Consider the following 17493-nt stretch of genomic DNA (forward strand, 5'->3'; position numbering starts at 1 on the left):
TTTCCATGGCGTGTACGAGCGCCCGCATTCCCGCATTTTCGGAGGCTTCCCATGCCGCCCCGCACACTTGATCAACTGATGAGCCGCTTCGGCATCGATGCCCCGGCGCTTTCCCTCAACGATCTCCAGCTCGACAGCCGGCGGGTCGGTCCCGGCTCGCTCTTCGTGGCGATTCGTGGCCATCAGGTGGATGGCAGGCGCTTCATCGAACAGGCGGTGGCTCAGGGAGCGACCGCCGTGCTGTTTGAGGAGGACGGAGAATTCGTCCCTCCGGCGACCCAGATCCCCTGCATCGGCATGAGGGATCTTCCCGCTCGTCTCTCCGAGCTGGCCGGCCATTTCTACGGTCACCCTGCGCAAAAGTTGCAACTGGTGGGCATCACGGGCACCAACGGCAAGAGCACCACGGCCCTGCTGGTGGCCAACTGGCGCACCCTGCTGGGGGGCAAGGCCGGGGTCATGGGCACCATAGGCAACGGTCTGTTTGGCGAGCTCATCGAAGCAGAGAACACCACGGGCAGCGCGGTCCAGGTGCAGGCCAATCTGGCCGCCTTGCAGCAGCAGGGGGCCGATCTGGTGGCGATGGAGGTCTCCAGCCACGGTCTGGTGCAGCATCGCGTGGCGGCCCTGCCGTTTGCCTCGGCAGTCTTCACCAACCTGAGCCGGGATCATCTGGACTATCACGGCACCATGGAGGCCTATGCCGCCGCCAAGGAGGAGCTGCTGAAGCTGGTGGATGAGCCTTGCGCCGTCATCAACGCCGATGACCATCTGGGACGGCAATGGCTGGCGACCTATCCCGGTGCAGTGGCCTTCGGGGTTCATGGTCCGATTGAAAACCATGCCGGACGACAACTGACGGCGCAGGATCCCCACTTCCACCAACAAGGTTTTGATACGCGCATTAACTCCAGCTGGGGGAATGGTGTATTATCCGCCCCCTTGCTCGGCCGCTTCAACGTCAGCAACGTGCTGGGCGCCATGGGTGCCATGCTGGTGCTCGGCTACGACTTCGATGACCTGCTGGCGACGGCCCCCAGACTGCAACCGGTGACCGGTCGCATGGAGTGCTTCGGCGGTGGCGATGCGCCGCTCGCCGTGGTCGATTACGCCCACACCCCGGATGCGCTGGAGAAGGCATTGCAGGCCCTGCGGGTGCACTGTCACGGCCGGCTCTGGTGCCTGGTGGGATGCGGCGGCGACAGGGATCGCGGCAAGCGTCCCATGATGGCTGCCATGGCGGAGCAGCATGCGGACTGCGTGATCCTGACCGACGACAATCCCCGTACCGAGGAGCCGGCCCGGATAATGGCCGACATGGTGGCGGGTCTTCGCGATCCCGGCGCCGTGCAGATCGAGCACGACAGGACCAAGGCAATCCAGTTGGCACTGAGCCAAGCGAGCAAAGACGACATCATCCTGGTGGCCGGCAAAGGCCACGAGGATTATCAGATCATTGGAACCGACAAGCGGCACTACAGCGATAGGGAAACCGTCGCAGCCGCCTTGCACACATTAATGGAGTCATTCAAATGATGACCCTCAGGCTTGCCGACCTGGCGCAGGTGCTCGATGCCCGTCTGATCGGGGGCGACCATGAGATCACGGCGGTCAGCACCGACACCCGTACTCTGGGCGCGGGGGCGCTGTTCGTGGCCCTGCGCGGCGAGCGTTTCGACGCCCACGATTTCTGCGACCAGGCGGTTGCCGCCGGCGCCAGTGCCCTGCTGGTGGAGCGCGAATTGCCGCTGGCCATTCCACAACTGGTGGTGGGCGACACCCTCAAGGGGCTTGGGCGTCTGGGCAGGCTGGTGCGCGAGCGCATCAATCCGAAAGTGCTCGCCATCACCGGCAGCTGTGGCAAAACCACGGTGAAGGAGATGGCGACGGCCATCCTGCGTTGTGAAGGGGAGGTGCTGGCCACCGCCGGCAACTTCAACAACGAGGTGGGGGTGCCGCTGACCCTGCTGCGCCTCGAGCCGCAACACCAGTTCGCGGTGATGGAGCTGGGAGCCAACCACCCGGGCGAGATCGCCTGGACCACGTCGCTCGCCAGACCCGACGCCGCCATCATCAACAACGTCGCTGCCGCGCACCTGGAAGGCTTTGGCTCCCTGGAAGGGGTGTTCCATGCCAAGAGCGAAATCTTCGAAGGGTTAGGCGAGGGCGGCACCGCCATCGTCAATGCCGACAACGAGTTCTGGCCGAAGTGGCGTGAAAAGGGCATCCACTGCGCCTTCTCCCTTGAGGATCCGCGTCAGCCGTTCCACGCCCGCGACATCGTGCTCAACGAGCAGGGTTGTGCCGGGTTCGTGATGGTGACGCCCCAGGGAGAAGTGAATCTGACCCTGGCCATTCCGGGTCGCCACAACGTGGCCAACGCCCTGGCTGCTGCCGCCGGTACCCTGGCCCTGGGCGCATTGCTTGCGTCCGTCAAGGCGGGGCTGGAGCAGATGGCGCCGGTCAAGGGCCGTTTCTGCGTGCAACGCTGGGGTGGCCTCACTCTGGTGGATGACACCTACAACGCCAGCGTGGAGTCCGTGCTGGCGGGTATCGATGCCCTGACCGCCATGAACGGCTACAAGGTGCTGGTATTCGGTGACATGAAAGAGTTGGGTGAGGAGTCCGCCGCGCAGCATGCCCGGGTCGGACACCACGCCCGTGAGCAGGGCCTCGATGCCGTGCTGACCGTAGGGGAACAGAGTCGCCACACCGCAGATGCCGCGGCTGGCCGACATTTCGATAACAAGGCGTCGTTGTTTGAAGTGCTTGCGCAAATGATAAATACACATCAAGAAATCGCGATCTTGGTCAAGGGTGCCCGCGGCTCCCACATGGAAGATATCGTCGAGATGGTCAAGGGCCATCAGGAGTCAGCCACATGCTAGTCTGGCTGGCGGAACTGCTCACCCCGCACTTCACCTTCTTCAACGTCTTCTCCTACCTGACGTTTCGCGCCATCTTGTCGATCATCACCGGTCTGGTGGTGGCGCTCTGGATGGGGCCGCGCCTCATCCGTCGCCTGCAGATCATGAAGTTCGGCCAGGTGATCCGCAACGACGGTCCCGAATCCCACCTCAGCAAGAAGGGCACCCCGACCATGGGCGGCCTGATGATCATTGCAGCCATTTTCACTTCTGTGCTGCTCTGGTGCCGCCTCGACAACCCCTATGTCTGGCTGGTGCTGTTCGTGCTGGGGGCCTATGGCGCCATCGGTTTTGCCGATGACTATCTCAAGGTGGTGCGCAAGAACACCGATGGCCTCATCGCCCGCTGGAAGTACTTCTGGCAGTCCGCGGTCGCGCTGGGTGTGGCAGTCTTCCTCTACGCCACGGCCACCCACGATGGTCAGACCCAGCTGGTGGTCCCCTTCCTCAAGGATGTGATGCCCCAGCTCGGCCTGATGTTCATCCTGCTGACCTACTTCGTCATCGTCGGTACCTCCAACGCGGTCAACCTGACCGATGGCCTGGATGGCCTCGCCATCATGCCCACCGTGATGGTGGCGGGGGGCTTCGCCCTGATCGCTTGGGCGACCGGTAACGTCAACTTCGCGAACTACCTGCACATTCCCTACGTGCCCTACACCTCCGAACTGGTGATCGTCTGTACCGCCATCGTGGGCGCGGGCCTGGGCTTCCTCTGGTTCAACACCTACCCGGCCCAGGTCTTCATGGGGGACGTGGGTTCCCTGGCCCTGGGCGGCGCGCTCGGTACCATCGCGGTGCTGGTGCGCCAGGAGTTCCTGCTGGTGATCATGGGGGGCGTCTTCGTGATGGAGACCGTCTCGGTGATCCTGCAGGTCGGATCCTACAAACTGCGCGGCGTGCGGATCTTCCGCATGGCCCCCATCCATCACCACTATGAGAAGAAGGGCTGGCCGGAGCCGCGTGTCATCGTGCGCTTCTGGATCATCACCCTCATGCTGGTGCTGCTTGGCCTCGCCACCCTGAAGGTGAGGTAAGCCATGGTCATCATCATCGGACTCGGCAAAACCGGACTCTCCTGCGTCGATTACTTCCTCGACCGCGGCGTCACGCCGCTGGTGATGGACACCCGTACCAATCCGCCGGGCAAGGACGAGCTTCCCCCCGAGGTGGAGCTCATCCACGGGTTGGACGCTGAGCGGCTCAAGCAGGCGCACATGATAGTGGCGAGCCCGGGCATCGCCCTGGCGACTCCGGAGTTGAAGGCCGCCGCCGAGTTCGGGGTGCGCATCGTCGGTGACATCGAACTGTTCGTGCGTGAAACCCAGACGCCCGTCATCGCCATCACCGGTTCCAACGGCAAGAGCACGGTCACCACGCTAGTGGGTGAGATGATCGCCGAGGCGGGGCTCAAGGTCGGTGTGGGGGGCAATATCGGCACCCCGGCGCTGTCGCTCCTCAAGCAGCCCATGGATCTCTGCGTGCTGGAGCTCTCCAGCTTCCAGCTCGAGACCACCTACAGCCTGCGGGCCGCCGCCTCCGTGGTCCTGAACCTCAGTGAAGATCATATGGATCGCTATGCCGGCATGGCGGATTACCGCGCCGCCAAGATGGAGATCCATCAGCACTCCCAGCACATCCTGATCAATCGCGACGATCCCCAGACCCTGCCCGATGTGGGTCAGGTGTGGCAGAGTTTCGGCCTCGACTGCAACGGCTACGGTCGCTGCGAGCTGGAGGGCCGTCACTGGCTGACCTTGCACGGCGAGCCGCTCCTGGCGGTGGACGAGATGAAGATAGTGGGTGCCCACAACCAGGCCAATGCCCTGGCGGCCATGGCCCTGTGCGATGCGGTGGGCATTCCCCGCGAGGCACAACTTGCCGTGCTGCGCCGCTTTGAAGGCCTGCCTCACCGTGCCCGCTTCGTGCGGGAGGTAAATGGGGTGCGCTGGATCAACGACTCCAAGGCCACCAACGTGGGGGCGACCCTGGCCGCCGTGGCCGGGGTGCGTGAAGCGGTAAAGGGCCGCCTGCTGCTGCTGGCCGGTGGCCAGGGCAAGGGGCAGGACTTCGGCCCGGTGCAGGCCCTGCTCGGCAGCCAGATCGATCACATGTACTGCTTTGGTCAGGATGCCGAGGTGCTGCTGGCCCTGGGCGAACAGACCGAGCGAGTTGCCGATCTTGACGCTGCTGTCGCCAAGGCGGCGACCGACGCCAAGCCTGGTGACTGGGTGCTGCTGGCGCCGGCCTGCGCCAGCCTCGATCAGTTCAAGTCTTTCGAAGCGCGCGGTGATCGTTTCACCGAACTGGTGATGGGCTTATGAACGCCCTGCGTGTGGTTGCGGGATTCTTGCAGCGCTGGTTGCTACCGGCGCGCCCCGCTGGTCTCTACGATCGGCAACTGGTGGTGCTGGCCCTCGCCCTGATGGGCGTCGGGCTGGTGATAGTGGCGTCCGCTTCCATCCCTGAGGGGATCGCCATCAACAACGATCCCTTCATGTTCGTGAAGCGCCACGGCATGTTCCTGGTGATGGCGCTGGGTATCTCCTGGTTCGTGTTGCAGGTGCCTATGGCACGCTGGCAGCAGTACAACGGCCCCATGTTGTTGCTGGCCATCGTGCTGCTGGTGATGGTGTTGCTGGTGGGCCGCAGCGTCAACGGTTCGGTACGCTGGCTGCCGCTTGGCCCCTTCAACTTGCAGCCGGCTGAGTTCGGCAAGTTGGCACTGTTCGTCTATCTGGCGGGCTATCTGGTGCGCCGCCAGAGCGAGGTGCGCGAACGCTTCATCGGTTTCATGAAACCCATGGCGGTGCTGTTCGTGGTGGCCATCCTGCTGCTGGCCCAGCCGGATCTCGGGTCAGTAGTGGTGATGTTCGTCACCTCCCTCGGGATGCTGTTCCTGGCCGGTGCCCGGCTGGTGCAGTTCATCGGTCTCATCCTGGTGGGGGTGAGCGCCGTGGTGACCCTGATCATCGCGGAGCCCTACCGGATGCGGCGGGTGACCTCCTTCCTCGACCCTTGGGCCGATCCCTTTGGCAGCGGCTATCAGCTGACCCAGTCCCTGATGGCCTTTGGTCGGGGGAGCTGGTTTGGCGAGGGGCTCGGCAACTCCATCCAGAAGATGGAGTACCTGCCGGAGGCCCACACCGACTTCGTGTTCGCCATTCTGGGCGAAGAGCTGGGCTACGTGGGGGTGCTTGGCGCACTCTTCCTGATTTTTGCGCTGGCGGTGAAGGCGCTCAAGCTGGGTCACCAGGCGCTGGTGGCCGAGCGGCTCTATGAAGGTTATCTGGCCATCGGCATCGGCATCTGGTTCAGCTTCCAGACTTTCGTCAACGTCGGTGCCGCCAGCGGCATGATGCCTACCAAGGGGCTGACCCTGCCGCTGGTCAGTTATGGCGGCTCCAGTCTCATCATCATGATGGTGGCGGTGAGCATGTTGATTCGTATCGATTTCGAGTTGCGCCAGGCGAGTGCCCAGGCGCGCGTGCGGGAGGTTGCGTGAGCAAGACGTTACTGGTGATGGCGGGTGGTACCGGGGGCCATGTGTTCCCCGGCCTGGCCGTCGCCGATCGCCTCAAGGCCCAGGGCTGGACCATCCACTGGCTCGGCACTGCCGACCGGATGGAGGCGGAGCTGGTGCCTGCCCATGGTTATCCCATCTCCTTCATCGACATCCAGGGGGTGCGTGGCAACGGCATCAAGCGGCTGCTCGCGGCGCCCTACCGTGTCATCAAATCCGTGCTTCAGGCCCGCCAGGTGCTCAAGACCATCCAGCCCGATGTGGTACTGGGCATGGGGGGCTTTGCCTCCGGCCCGGGTGGCGTGGCCGCCTGGCTGTCCGGCATTCCGCTACTGCTTCACGAGCAGAATGCCGCCGCCGGCCTGACCAACAAGCTGCTGGCCCGTATTGCCAGGCGGGTACTGATGGCCTTCCCCGGTGCCTTCGCCCCCAATGCCCGCACCGCCGTGGTGGGCAACCCGGTGCGCCCCGAGGTGGTGGCGCTGCCGGATCCCCAACTGCGCAGCAGCAGCGATCCTCTGCGCCTGCTTGTGGTCGGTGGCAGCCTGGGGGCCCGGGTCCTCAACGAGCAGGTGCCTCCTGCGGTTGCAGCTGCCGGTGTGCCCATCGAGGTGCGTCACCAGTGCGGCAAGGGCAACGGGGAGGCCGTGGCTGCCTCCTATGCCGGGCTGGGGGTCGAGGCCGAGGTGAGTGAATTTATCAAGGACATGGCGGATGCCTATGCCTGGGCGGACCTGGTAGTGTGCCGCGCCGGCGCATTGACCGTCTCCGAAGTGGCCGCCGCCGGTGTGGCCGCCATCTTCGTGCCCCTGCCCCATGCGGTGGACGATCACCAGACCCGCAACGCCCTGACCCTGGTCGACGGCGGTGCGGCCGAGTTCCTGCCCCAGTCCGAGCTGACGCCGGCGGCGCTGGCGTCGCGCCTATCCTGGCTCGCCGGGCGCAGGGAAACCCTGTTGAACATGGCCCAGGCCGCGCGCCGGGTCGCCATCATCGATGCCGCCGAACGGGTTGCCGATGAGTGCAAACGGCTCGCGACAGGGTGAGTCGAACGAGATTGACGGACGGGGTGCTGGCCAAAGCCACCCACCCGCTCCTCGAATACATGTGTCACCGAATGAAAGTGGCCTGTGGCCGCGAATTGAGAAAGAACTATGACCAAGGTTGAACTGGCAAAACTGCGTACCGTTATCCCCGAAATGCGCCGCGTGCGTCGCATCCACTTCATCGGCATCGGTGGCGCCGGTATGGGCGGTATTGCGGAAGTGCTTGCCAATGAAGGGTATCAGGTGACCGGCTCGGATCTGGCCCGCAACGGGGTGACCGAACGCCTGGCCTCTTTGGGCGCACACATCTTTGTCGGTCACAGTGCCGAGCATGTGGACGGTGCCAGCGTGGTGGTGGTTTCCACCGCCATCAAGCAGGACAACCCCGAACTGCTGGCTGCCCGCGAGCTGCGTATTCCCGTGGTGCGCCGCGCCGAAATGCTGGCGGAACTGATGCGCTTCCGTCACGGTATCGCCATCGCCGGGACCCACGGCAAGACCACCACCACCAGTCTGGTGGCGAGCATCTATGCAGAGGCGGATCGCGACCCCACCTTCGTCATCGGCGGTCTGCTCAACAGCGCCGGCACCAATGCCCGCCTGGGCAGCAGCCGTTATCTGATTGCCGAGGCGGACGAGAGCGACGCCTCCTTCCTGCATCTGCAACCCATGGTCTCCATCGTGACCAACATTGAAGCGGATCACATGGATACCTATGGCGGCGATTTCTCCAGGTTGAAGGCCACCTTCATCGATTTCCTGCACAACCTGCCGTTCTACGGCCTGGCCGTGGTGTGCGTGGATGACCCCGTGATCCGCGGTATGCTGCCGGAGATCGCCCGTCCTACCCTCACCTACGGTCTGAGCGATGATGCCGATGTGCAGGTGCTGGACTTCGTGCAGACCAGCAATCGCAGCCGCTTCCGGGTGCGCCGTGCAGGGGCGGGTGAGCTGGAGGTGACTCTCAACCTGCCCGGTATCCACAACGCCCTCAACGCCGCCGCCGCCATCGCGGTGGCAACCGAAGACGGCATCGGCGACGAGGCCATCATCCAGGCACTTTCCAAGTTTGAAGGGGTGGGGCGCCGCTTCCAGCAATATGGCGAGTTTGAAACCGGCCGTGGCAAGGCCATGCTGGTGGACGATTACGGCCATCACCCGAGCGAAGTGAAGGTGACCATCAACGCCGCTCGTGCCGGCTGGCCCGAGAAGCGGCTGGTGATGGTGTTCCAGCCGCACCGCTACAGCCGGACCCGGGATCTCTACGAAGATTTCGCGGACGTGCTCTCCAAGGTGGACGTGCTGGTGATGCTGGAGGTCTATGCCGCCGGTGAGGAGCCCATCCCCGGTGCCGATGGCCGTGCCTTGTGCCGTTCCATCCGCTCCCGCGGCACCCTGGAGCCGATCTTTGTCGCAACGCCGGACGATGTGCCCGCGGTGCTGGCCGACCTGATTGGTGAGGGGGATCTGGTATTGACCCAGGGGGCGGGGAACGTCGGTGCGCTGGCCCGTCGTCTCGGCGAGATGAAATTGAGCGTGGATAGCATGAAATCCGGTGCCTGAGGGCCCAATGAGTATTTTGACCGCCAAGCCGAGGCCTATATAATGGCGAACCGGTCTGCAAGTGGCCGGCATGGCGCGTTTTACGGGGATCGATCGGGTGGAGGCAAGGGCACAAGGGCGCACCAAGGGGGGCTTCATCGCCGGGGTGGCATTTTTCATCCTGGTCATGTGGGGGCTCTACCAGACTGCGCTGGATGTTAAAGACTGGCTGACGGATGCCAGTCGGTTGCCCATGCGCGAGCTGTTGCTGCAGGGGCAACACGAATATTTGAAGGCCGATGAGTTGCGTGCTGCCGTGCTGGATGGTGCCGAACTTCGCAACTTCTTCGAGCTGGATGTGAACGAATTGCAGGCGCGTCTGAACGCTCTGCCCTGGGTGGCCCAGGTCTCGGTACGAAAGAAGTGGCCGAACAAGATCAAGGTCTATCTCACGGAACAGGATGTGGCGGCTCGCTGGAACGGTAACCGCTTCGTCAACACCAAGGGTGAGGTATTCAGTGCCCCGGACAGGGTGAAGAAGCCCCTGATGCAGTTGTCCGGGCCCGATGATCAGGCCGCCAAGGTGCTGGAAGCCAGCCATCAGTACGAAACGCTGCTGGCGGCCAAGGGATACAAGTTGCTGGGGGTGAATCTGACCCCCCGCCATGCCTGGGAACTGACCCTGGATGGCAACATTCAGCTGTTTGTGGGGCGCTCGGATATCGCGCTTCGTCTGCAGCGGTTTATCGATGCCTTTCCCGTCATCGAGCCCCGTGAGCGGGTTGCTTACGTGGATCTTCGATACGACACCGGGATGGCAGTTGGCTGGAAGAAAAGCGAAGAGAAAGTGAATGACCAACACCGCAGATAGAAATTTGATTGTCGGACTGGATATCGGCACGACCAAGGTGGCGGTACTGGTTGGCGAAGTATTGCCTGATGGCGAACTCAATGTCATCGGCATGGGCAGCCACGCTTCTCGCGGGATGGAGAAGGGCGGGGTCAATGACCTCGACTCCGTGGTCAAGTCCCTGCGCCGCGCGGTGGAAGAGGCCGAGATGATGGCAGACTGCCAGATCAGTTCCGTCTATCTGGGGCTGTCCGGCAAGCACATCGATTGCCGCAACGAGACCGGCATGGTGCCCATCTCCGACGAAGAGGTGACCCAGGAGGATGTGGACAACGTCATCCACACCGCCAAGTCGGTGCGGTTGTCTGACGAGCTCCGGGTGCTGCACGTGCTGCCCCAGGAGTTCGCCATCGACTATCAGGAAGGGATCAAGAACCCGGTCGGCCTCTCCGGCGTGCGGATGGCAGCCAAGGTGCATCTCATCACCTGCCACAACGACATGGCGCGCAACATCGAGAAGTGTGTGGAGAAGGTGGGTCTGCGGGTGGATCAGCTGATCTTCTCCGCCCTGGCCTCCAGCTACGCCGTGCTGACCGAAGACGAGAAGGAGCTGGGTGTCTGCGTGGTGGACATCGGTGGCGGCACCATGGACATGTCGCTCTTTACCGGCGGTGCCCTGCGTCACACCAAGGTGATTCCCTATGCGGGCAGCACGGTGACCAGCGACATCGCCTATGCCTTCGGCACGCCGCCGCTGGATGCGGAGGCGATCAAGGTGCGCTATGGCTGTGCCCTCGGCCGTCTGGTCAGCAAGGAAGACAATATCGAAGTGCCCAGTGTCGGCGGTCGCCCGGCGCGCAGCCTGCAACGGCAGACACTGGCGGAAGTGATTGAACCCCGTTACACCGAGTTGCTCTCCATGGTGAATGACGAGCTGGTGCGGGTGCAGAGCGAATTGAAGGCACAGGGGGTCAAGCATCAGCTGGCCGCCGGTGTGGTCTTGACCGGTGGCGCGGCCCAGATCGAAGGCATTGTGGAGTGCGCAGAGCAGATCTTCCAGAGCCAGGTCCGGGTAGGCGAGCCCATGAATATCCGGGGATTGAGTGACTACGTACAGGCACCGGTGTACTCGACTGCGGTCGGGTTGTTGCAGTACGGCCGCACCAACCAATCCACCGGCAGTAACAAGGAATATGCCGCCAAGGCAAGCGTAGGTGGGCTGGTCAAACGGGTCAGCAACTGGTTGCGTGGCGAGTTCTAAAGATTTTGCTGAGTCAGGCAAATAAAGCGGAGAGACAACATGTTTGAATTTATGGATAGCCACACTGACGAAGCCGTCATCAAGGTGATAGGTGTGGGTGGCGGCGGCGGCAACGCAGTCGAGCACATGGTTCGTCAAAACATCGAAGGTGTCGAGTTCATCACCGTGAACACCGACGCCCAGGCACTGCGCAACTCCAGTGCCAATACCACCTTGCAGATCGGCGGTGGCATCACCAAGGGTCTGGGTGCCGGGGCCAACCCGGAAGTGGGTCGTGACGCCGCCATGGAAGACAGGGAAGCGCTGCGCGAGCTGCTGACCGGTTCCGACATGGTGTTCATCGCTGCCGGCATGGGTGGTGGTACTGGTACAGGTGCTGCCCCGATCGTGGCCGAAGTGGCCCGCGAGATGGGTATCCTGACCGTTGCCGTCGTGACCAAACCGTTCTCCTTCGAAGGGAAGAAGCGGATGGGCTTCGCCGCTCACGGCATCGAAGAGCTCTCCAAGAACGTCGACTCCCTGATCACCATCCCCAACGACAAGTTGCTGAAGGTGCTGGGTCGCGGCATCTCCCTGCTGGACGCCTTCAAGGCGGCCAACGACGTGCTGCTGGGTGCAGTACAGGGCATCGCCGAGCTGATCACCCGCCCGGGCCTCATCAACGTCGACTTCGCGGACGTGCGTACCGTGATGCGCGAGATGGGTACCGCCATGATGGGTACCGGCTCCGCCTCCGGTGACGACCGTGCCGAAGAAGCGGCCGAGAAGGCCATCTCCAGCCCGCTGCTGGAAGACGTGGATCTGGCCGGTGCCCGCGGCATCCTGGTCAACATCACTGCCGGCATGGACATGACCATCGAAGAGTTCGAGACCGTGGGTAACGCGGTCAAGGCCTTCGCGTCCGAGAACGCCACCGTGGTGGTGGGTACCGTAATCGACCCGGAAATGCACGACGAACTGCGCGTTACCGTAGTGGCGACCGGTATCGGTGCCGAGCGCAAGCCCGACATCACTCTGGTCAAGAACAACATGGTTCAAGAGCGTCCGGCCCGTCAGCCCCTGATCAGCGAAGCCCTGCAGTCTCGCGTGATGGAAGAGGCCCCGGCCAAGGTGGTGAACGCCGAGCCGCAAGCTCGTCGCGAACCGGATTATCTCGATATTCCTGCGTTCCTGCGCAAGCAGGCAGACTAAGCCTCTGATGGCTCTGGTTTGTTTGTTGCTTAAGGATTGTGCTAAGATGGCCCGGCAACGACCATCTGGTCAGGAATTTGAGCTGTTAAAGCGGATACGCCCATGATTAGACAAAGAACCTTGAAAACGAGTGTCCAGGCCACCGGTGTGGGCCTGCATTCGGGCCGGAAAGTCACTATGACGTTCCGTCCGGCGCCTGTTAACACAGGGATCGTTTACTTGCGTACCGATCTGAATCCTGTGGTCGCGCTGCCAGCCAACGCCGATCAGGTGCGTGATACCGTGCTTTGTACCGCTCTGGTGAACGAAGCCGGTGTTCGCGTGTCGACCATCGAACATCTGTCTGCCGCTCTGGCCGGGATGGGCATCGACAACCTCTATGTCGAGGTTGATGCCCCCGAGATCCCGGTAATGGACGGCAGTGCGCATCCGTTCATCTATCTGCTGCAGGAAGTGGGTATTCGTGAACAGAACGCACCCAAGCAGTTCGTGCGGATCAAGCAGAGCATCCGGGTTGAAGACGGCGACAAGTGGGCGGAATTCCACCCCTATCGCAACGGCTTCAAGATGGATCTCGAGATCGATTTCCAGCATCCGGTGTTTGAAGGCCGCAACCAGCGTTGCGTGCTGGACTTCTCCGGCAGCTCCTTCGTGAAAGAGATCAGCCGTGCCCGTACCTTCGGCTTCATGCGTGATATCGAGTACCTGCGTTCCCAGAACCTGGCACTGGGCGGCAGCCTGGAAAACGCCGTGGTGCTGGATGACTACCGGGTGCTGAACGAAGATGGTCTTCGCTACGAAGACGAGTTCGTGAAGCACAAGATGCTGGATGCCATCGGTGACCTTTACATGTGCAACCGCAGCATCATAGGTGAATTCCGTGCCTACAAGACGGGCCATGCCCTGAACAACAAGCTGCTGCGTGCCCTGCTGGCCCAGCAGGAGGCCTGGGAACTGGTGACCTTCGAGGGTGAGGGCGACAAAGCGCCTATCGCTTACTACGACAACGGTCTGGTTCTGGCCTGATAGCTGTGCAACAGGACGTCGGTCATCTCTCCGCACCGACGTCCTGTCATTTGTTTATTCCATCCTTTAATACCGATTATCTCCCGGTTTTATTGCCCGTGCAGGCCCTTGGCCTCACCTGACCGAGAAGACAGATTTCTATGAGCATTACCCTGATCCTCCACGGTAAGCAGCGCCGCAGGTTGCACTTACCCAAACAACGTCTGGCCTGGGTCGGCGGTATTCTCTTCACTGTATTGGCCTTGGGGGGCGGCTGGCTCTGGCAGAGCTGGCAGCAGAAAATGGAGGCGCTGGAAGTGGCGCTGACCCTGGCCGAACAGCAAAAATCCACGCAAGGGGCCGATGAAGCCCGCGAACAGCTTGCCATGCTGGCCGCCCAGGTGGGCACCATGCAGGGACAACTTGGTCGCCTCAACGCCCTCGGCGAGCGCCTGACCGAGAAGGCGGACCTCGATCCCGAGGAGTTCAACTTCAAGGAGCTGCCCCCCATGGGCGGCCCTTCCTACGATGCAGACCTGGAAGTCAGCCTGGGTGAACTGCAAGATTCCATGGAACACCTCAGCCGTCAGCTCAGCAGCCGCGAAGAACAGCTGTCGGTACTTGAATCCTTCATCATGAACCACCATATCACCGATGCGGGTTTCATCCCCGGCTCACCGGTCAAGCAGGAGCGTGTCTGGATCTCCTCCGGTTTCGGTGGGCGGGTCGATCCGTTCAACGGTCGCGCCAAGATGCACAAAGGGGTGGATTTCCGCGGCAGGCCCGGCACCCCCATCCTGGCGACAGGCAAGGGGATTGTCAGCTGGGCGGGGCGCCATCCGGAGTTTGGCAACATGGTGGAGATTGACCATGGCAATGGTCTGGTCACCCGCTATGCCCACAATTCCAAGTTGCTGGTGGATGTGGGCACCCTGGTCGATGAGGGCCAGAAGATTGCCCTGATGGGGCGAACCGGTCGTGCAACCGGAGTTCATTTGCATTACGAAGTGTTGAAAGATGGTCGTCAGGTCAACCCCGCGCGCTTTCTGAATGCCAGACGGGGTTAGGTTTTTTCTTCAGGTTCCAGTGACGGAACGCTTATATAACCAAAACAGTTGGTACCCATGATTAGCACACTGCTCACCAAGATAATCGGCAGCCGGAACGACAGAACGCTCAAGGCTTTGCGCAAAATTGTAAAACAAATCAATGCGATGGAGCCTCAATTCGAGGCACTGTCCGATCAGGAACTGCAGGCGAAGACCGCCGAGTACCGTCAGCGTCTGGAGCAGGGCGAAACACTGGAGCAGTTGCTGCCGGAAGCGTTCGCCACCGTCCGTGAAGCCTCCCGCCGTGTGTTCGGCATGCGTCACTTCGACGTCCAGCTGATCGGCGGCATGGTGCTGAACTCCAACCGCATTGCCGAAATGAAGACAGGTGAAGGTAAAACCCTGACGGCCACCCTGCCGGCCTACCTGAACGCCCTGACCGGCCGCGGTGTGCACGTCGTGACGGTGAACGACTATCTGGCCAAGCGTGATGCGGAAGCCAACCGCCCGCTGTTCGCCTTCCTCGGCATGACGGTGGACTGCAACGTGCCCGGTATGGATGCGTCCCAGAAGCGCGATGCCTACGCTGCCGACATTACCTACGGTACCAACAACGAATTCGGTTTCGACTACCTGCGCGACAACATGGCATTCTCGCCGGAGCAGCGCGTACAGCGTCCGCTCAACTACGCGCTGGTGGATGAGGTGGATTCGGTGCTCATCGATGAAGCCCGTACCCCGCTCATCATCTCCGGTCCGGCGGAAGACAGCTCCGCCATGTACACCCAGATCAACAAGCTGATCCCCCTGCTGGTCAAGCAGGACAAGGAAGACTCCGAGGAGTACACCGGCGACGGCCACTACACGGTGGACGAGAAGAACCGCCAGGCGCTGCTGACCGAAAACGGCCAGATCTTCGTGGAAGAGCTGCTCAAGAAAGAGGGACTGCTGGCCGAGGATGACTCCCTGTTCTCCGCCACCAATATCAGCCTGCTGCATCACGTCAATGCCGGCCTGCGCGCGCACACCCTGTTCGAGCGCAACGTCGACTATATCGTCCAGAAGGACGAGATCGTCATCGTCGACGAGCACACCGGCCGCACCATGCCGGGTCGTCGCTGGTCAGACGGTCTGCACCAGGCGGTCGAGGCGAAGGAAGGGGTCAAGATCCAGAACGAGAACCAGACCCTGGCCTCCATCACCTTCCAGAACTACTTCCGTCTGTACGACAAGCTGGCAGGCATGACCGGTACTGCGGATACCGAAGCCTTTGAATTCCAGCAGATCTATGGCCTGGATACCGTGGTCATCCCGACCAACAAGCCTATGGTGCGCAAGGACATGGGCGATCTCGTCTACCTGACCGCCCAGGAGAAATACGCGGCCATCGTGCAGGACATTCGCGAGTGCGTGAAACGCGGCCAGCCCGTGCTGGTCGGTACCGTCTCCATCGAGAACTCCGAGCTGCTCTCCGGCATCCTGACCAAGGAAAATATCCCGCACAAGGTACTGAACGCCAAGTTCCATGCCATGGAAGCGGAGATCGTCGCCCAGGCCGGCCAGACCGGCGCCGTCACCATCGCCACCAACATGGCCGGTCGTGGTACCGACATCGTGCTGGGCGGCAACTGGCAGGCGGAGATCGCCCAGCTGGAAAACCCGTCAAGCGAGCAGATTGCCGAGCTGAAAGCGGCCTGGCAGGTGCGTCATGACGAAGTGCTGGCGGCCGGCGGCCTGCACATCATCGGTACCGAGCGTCACGAATCCCGTCGTATCGACAACCAGCTGCGCGGCCGTTCCGGTCGTCAGGGTGATCCGGGTTCCTCCCGCTTTTACCTCTCCATGGAAGATACCCTGATGCGGATCTTCGCCTCCGACCGCGTGACCGGCATGATGAAGAAGCTGGGCATGGAAGAGGGCGAGGCCATCGAGCATCCCTGGGTAACCAAGGCCATCGAGAATGCCCAGCGCAAGGTGGAAGGTCGCAACTTCGACATCCGTAAAAACCTGCTCGAGTTCGACGACGTGGCCAACGATCAGCGCAAGGTGGTCTACGAGCAGCGCAACGAACTGCTGGACACCAACGACATCTCCGAGACCATTCACGTCATCCGTGACGACGTCTACGGCGCCATCATCGACGAGTACATCCCGCCCCAGTCCCTGGAAGAAATGTGGGACGTGCCGGGTCTGGAAGCGCGTCTGAAGTCCGATTTCGCCCTGGATCTGCCGCTGCAGCAGTGGCTGGCGGAAGACGACAAGCTGTATGAAGAGAAGCTGCGCGAACGCATCCTGGATGAAGCCACCAAGCTCTATGCCCACAAGGAAGAGCTGGTCGGCAAGGAGGTGCTGCGCAACTTCGAGAAGGCGGTGATGCTGCAAACGCTGGATGGTCTGTGGAAGGAGCACCTAGCGGCCATGGATCACCTGCGCCAGGGCATCCATCTGCGCGGCTACGCCCAGAAGAACCCCAAGCAGGAGTACAAGCGCGAATCCTTCGATCTGTTCACCCAGATGCTGGAGACCCTCAAGCGCGACGTGGTCAGCATCCTGAGCCGGGTACAGGTGCAGGAGCGGGATGTGGAGGCGATGGAAGAGCAGCAGCGCCAGCAGGCCGAAGCAGCTCCCCGTACCTACACCCATGCCACGGCCGAAAACCAGCTGGCTGACGAGGATACGGGTGGGGCCGAGGGCCATACCACCTTCGTGCGCGACGAGCAGAAGATCGGGCGCAATGATCCCTGCCCCTGTGGTTCGGGTAAAAAATACAAGCACTGTCACGGTCAGCTGACCTGACACCCTGCCATGATGAATACACCGCCTCCGGGCGGTGTATTCATTTTCGGACCAAGGAGGGGACGATGAGCAGATTGCCGGCGGGATGGGATGGGGAGGCACATGGGCACTGGCTGCAGGAGAGACACCAGGAGGCGATCCGTTGTGTGCTGAGCGGGCTGAACGCAGAGACGAACAAATCTGTTCCCCTGCAACTGCAGTTTGCCTATTATACCAATCAGATTAAAGATGTGATCTAATTGCTCTATTCTGGTTTCACTGTACTCAGTATGTCCGATCCAATCGATTTCTTGGCCCTCGCCA

At 62.0% G+C, this 17493-nt stretch carries 14 protein-coding genes; all 14 read left to right on the top strand.

The window, feature by feature from the left end:
* The first annotated feature begins 51 nt into the window (after positions 1–51).
* Entirely contained in the window at positions 52–1536 is a 1485-nt protein-coding gene (gene murE, locus AB5Y64_RS02765; RefSeq protein WP_210555973.1) for a UDP-N-acetylmuramoyl-L-alanyl-D-glutamate--2,6-diaminopimelate ligase, read from the top strand.
* Positions 1533–2888 carry a UDP-N-acetylmuramoyl-tripeptide--D-alanyl-D-alanine ligase gene (gene murF / locus AB5Y64_RS02770; RefSeq protein ID WP_368203225.1) on the top strand — a complete coding sequence of 452 codons (1356 nt, stop codon included), beginning with the start codon at positions 1533–1535 and terminating at the stop codon, positions 2886–2888. The genes murE and murF overlap by 4 nt, the downstream gene beginning before the upstream one ends.
* On the top strand, positions 2882–3964 hold the full coding sequence (gene mraY, locus AB5Y64_RS02775) for a phospho-N-acetylmuramoyl-pentapeptide-transferase (RefSeq protein ID WP_010675838.1): 1083 nt from the start codon (positions 2882–2884) through the stop codon (positions 3962–3964). The genes murF and mraY overlap by 7 nt, the downstream gene beginning before the upstream one ends.
* Positions 3965–3967: 3 nt before the next feature.
* Positions 3968–5251 (top strand): UDP-N-acetylmuramoyl-L-alanine--D-glutamate ligase, encoded by a 1284-nt coding sequence (gene murD, locus AB5Y64_RS02780; RefSeq protein WP_069785545.1) that lies wholly within the window; start codon positions 3968–3970, stop codon positions 5249–5251.
* Complete coding sequence (gene ftsW / locus AB5Y64_RS02785; RefSeq protein WP_042880174.1) at positions 5248–6432, top strand: cell division protein FtsW; 1185 nt, start codon at positions 5248–5250, stop codon at positions 6430–6432. Before murD ends, ftsW begins: the two co-directional genes overlap by 4 nt.
* Positions 6429–7496: an undecaprenyldiphospho-muramoylpentapeptide beta-N-acetylglucosaminyltransferase gene (gene murG, locus AB5Y64_RS02790; RefSeq protein ID WP_010675835.1), complete on the top strand. Its 1068-nt coding sequence runs from the start codon at positions 6429–6431 to the stop codon at positions 7494–7496. The genes ftsW and murG overlap by 4 nt, the downstream gene beginning before the upstream one ends.
* A gap of 108 nt (positions 7497–7604) precedes the next feature.
* Complete coding sequence (gene murC / locus AB5Y64_RS02795) at positions 7605–9059, top strand: UDP-N-acetylmuramate--L-alanine ligase (RefSeq protein ID WP_041211792.1); 1455 nt, start codon at positions 7605–7607, stop codon at positions 9057–9059.
* A gap of 97 nt (positions 9060–9156) precedes the next feature.
* Positions 9157–9909: a cell division protein FtsQ/DivIB gene (locus tag AB5Y64_RS02800; RefSeq protein WP_161653113.1), complete on the top strand. Its 753-nt coding sequence runs from the start codon at positions 9157–9159 to the stop codon at positions 9907–9909.
* Positions 9890–11149: a cell division protein FtsA gene (gene ftsA, locus AB5Y64_RS02805; protein WP_010675832.1), complete on the top strand. Its 1260-nt coding sequence runs from the start codon at positions 9890–9892 to the stop codon at positions 11147–11149. Before AB5Y64_RS02800 ends, ftsA begins: the two co-directional genes overlap by 20 nt.
* A gap of 39 nt (positions 11150–11188) precedes the next feature.
* Positions 11189–12340, top strand: coding sequence for a cell division protein FtsZ (gene ftsZ, locus AB5Y64_RS02810; RefSeq protein ID WP_005305686.1), 1152 nt, complete (start codon positions 11189–11191; stop codon positions 12338–12340).
* Between the two features lie 102 nt (positions 12341–12442).
* A complete protein-coding gene (gene lpxC, locus AB5Y64_RS02815; RefSeq protein WP_010675831.1) occupies positions 12443–13366 on the top strand; it encodes a UDP-3-O-acyl-N-acetylglucosamine deacetylase in 924 nt (307 codons plus the stop codon).
* A gap of 140 nt (positions 13367–13506) precedes the next feature.
* Positions 13507–14412 carry a M23 family metallopeptidase gene (locus tag AB5Y64_RS02820; RefSeq protein WP_113069548.1) on the top strand — a complete coding sequence of 302 codons (906 nt, stop codon included), beginning with the start codon at positions 13507–13509 and terminating at the stop codon, positions 14410–14412.
* 57 nt (positions 14413–14469) lie between these two features.
* Positions 14470–17190 carry a preprotein translocase subunit SecA gene (gene secA, locus AB5Y64_RS02825; protein WP_041211791.1) on the top strand — a complete coding sequence of 907 codons (2721 nt, stop codon included), beginning with the start codon at positions 14470–14472 and terminating at the stop codon, positions 17188–17190.
* Positions 17191–17255: 65 nt separating this feature from the next.
* Positions 17256–17429 (top strand): hypothetical protein, encoded by a 174-nt coding sequence (locus tag AB5Y64_RS02830; protein WP_368203227.1) that lies wholly within the window; start codon positions 17256–17258, stop codon positions 17427–17429.
* Positions 17430–17493: the final 64 nt, after the last annotated feature.

Source organism: Aeromonas sp. R5-1 (assembly GCF_040908265.1).
Lineage (GTDB): Bacteria > Pseudomonadota > Gammaproteobacteria > Enterobacterales > Aeromonadaceae > Aeromonas > Aeromonas caviae.

Bases quoted from the DNA above. Each gene is read 5' to 3' on its own strand.
- murE (WP_210555973.1), top strand. From the start codon at position 52: ATGCCGCCCCGCACACTTGATCAACTGATGAGCCGCTTCGGCATCGAT.
- murF (WP_368203225.1), top strand. From the start codon at position 1,533: ATGATGACCCTCAGGCTTGCCGACCTGGCGCAGGTGCTCGATGCCCGT.
- mraY (WP_010675838.1), top strand. From the start codon at position 2,882: ATGCTAGTCTGGCTGGCGGAACTGCTCACCCCGCACTTCACCTTCTTC.
- murD (WP_069785545.1), top strand. From the start codon at position 3,968: ATGGTCATCATCATCGGACTCGGCAAAACCGGACTCTCCTGCGTCGAT.
- ftsW (WP_042880174.1), top strand. From the start codon at position 5,248: ATGAACGCCCTGCGTGTGGTTGCGGGATTCTTGCAGCGCTGGTTGCTA.
- murC (WP_041211792.1), top strand. From the start codon at position 7,605: ATGACCAAGGTTGAACTGGCAAAACTGCGTACCGTTATCCCCGAAATG.
- ftsA (WP_010675832.1), top strand. From the start codon at position 9,890: ATGACCAACACCGCAGATAGAAATTTGATTGTCGGACTGGATATCGGC.
- ftsZ (WP_005305686.1), top strand. From the start codon at position 11,189: ATGTTTGAATTTATGGATAGCCACACTGACGAAGCCGTCATCAAGGTG.
- lpxC (WP_010675831.1), top strand. From the start codon at position 12,443: ATGATTAGACAAAGAACCTTGAAAACGAGTGTCCAGGCCACCGGTGTG.
- AB5Y64_RS02820 (WP_113069548.1), top strand. From the start codon at position 13,507: ATGAGCATTACCCTGATCCTCCACGGTAAGCAGCGCCGCAGGTTGCAC.
- secA (WP_041211791.1), top strand. From the start codon at position 14,470: ATGATTAGCACACTGCTCACCAAGATAATCGGCAGCCGGAACGACAGA.
- AB5Y64_RS02830 (WP_368203227.1), top strand. From the start codon at position 17,256: ATGAGCAGATTGCCGGCGGGATGGGATGGGGAGGCACATGGGCACTGG.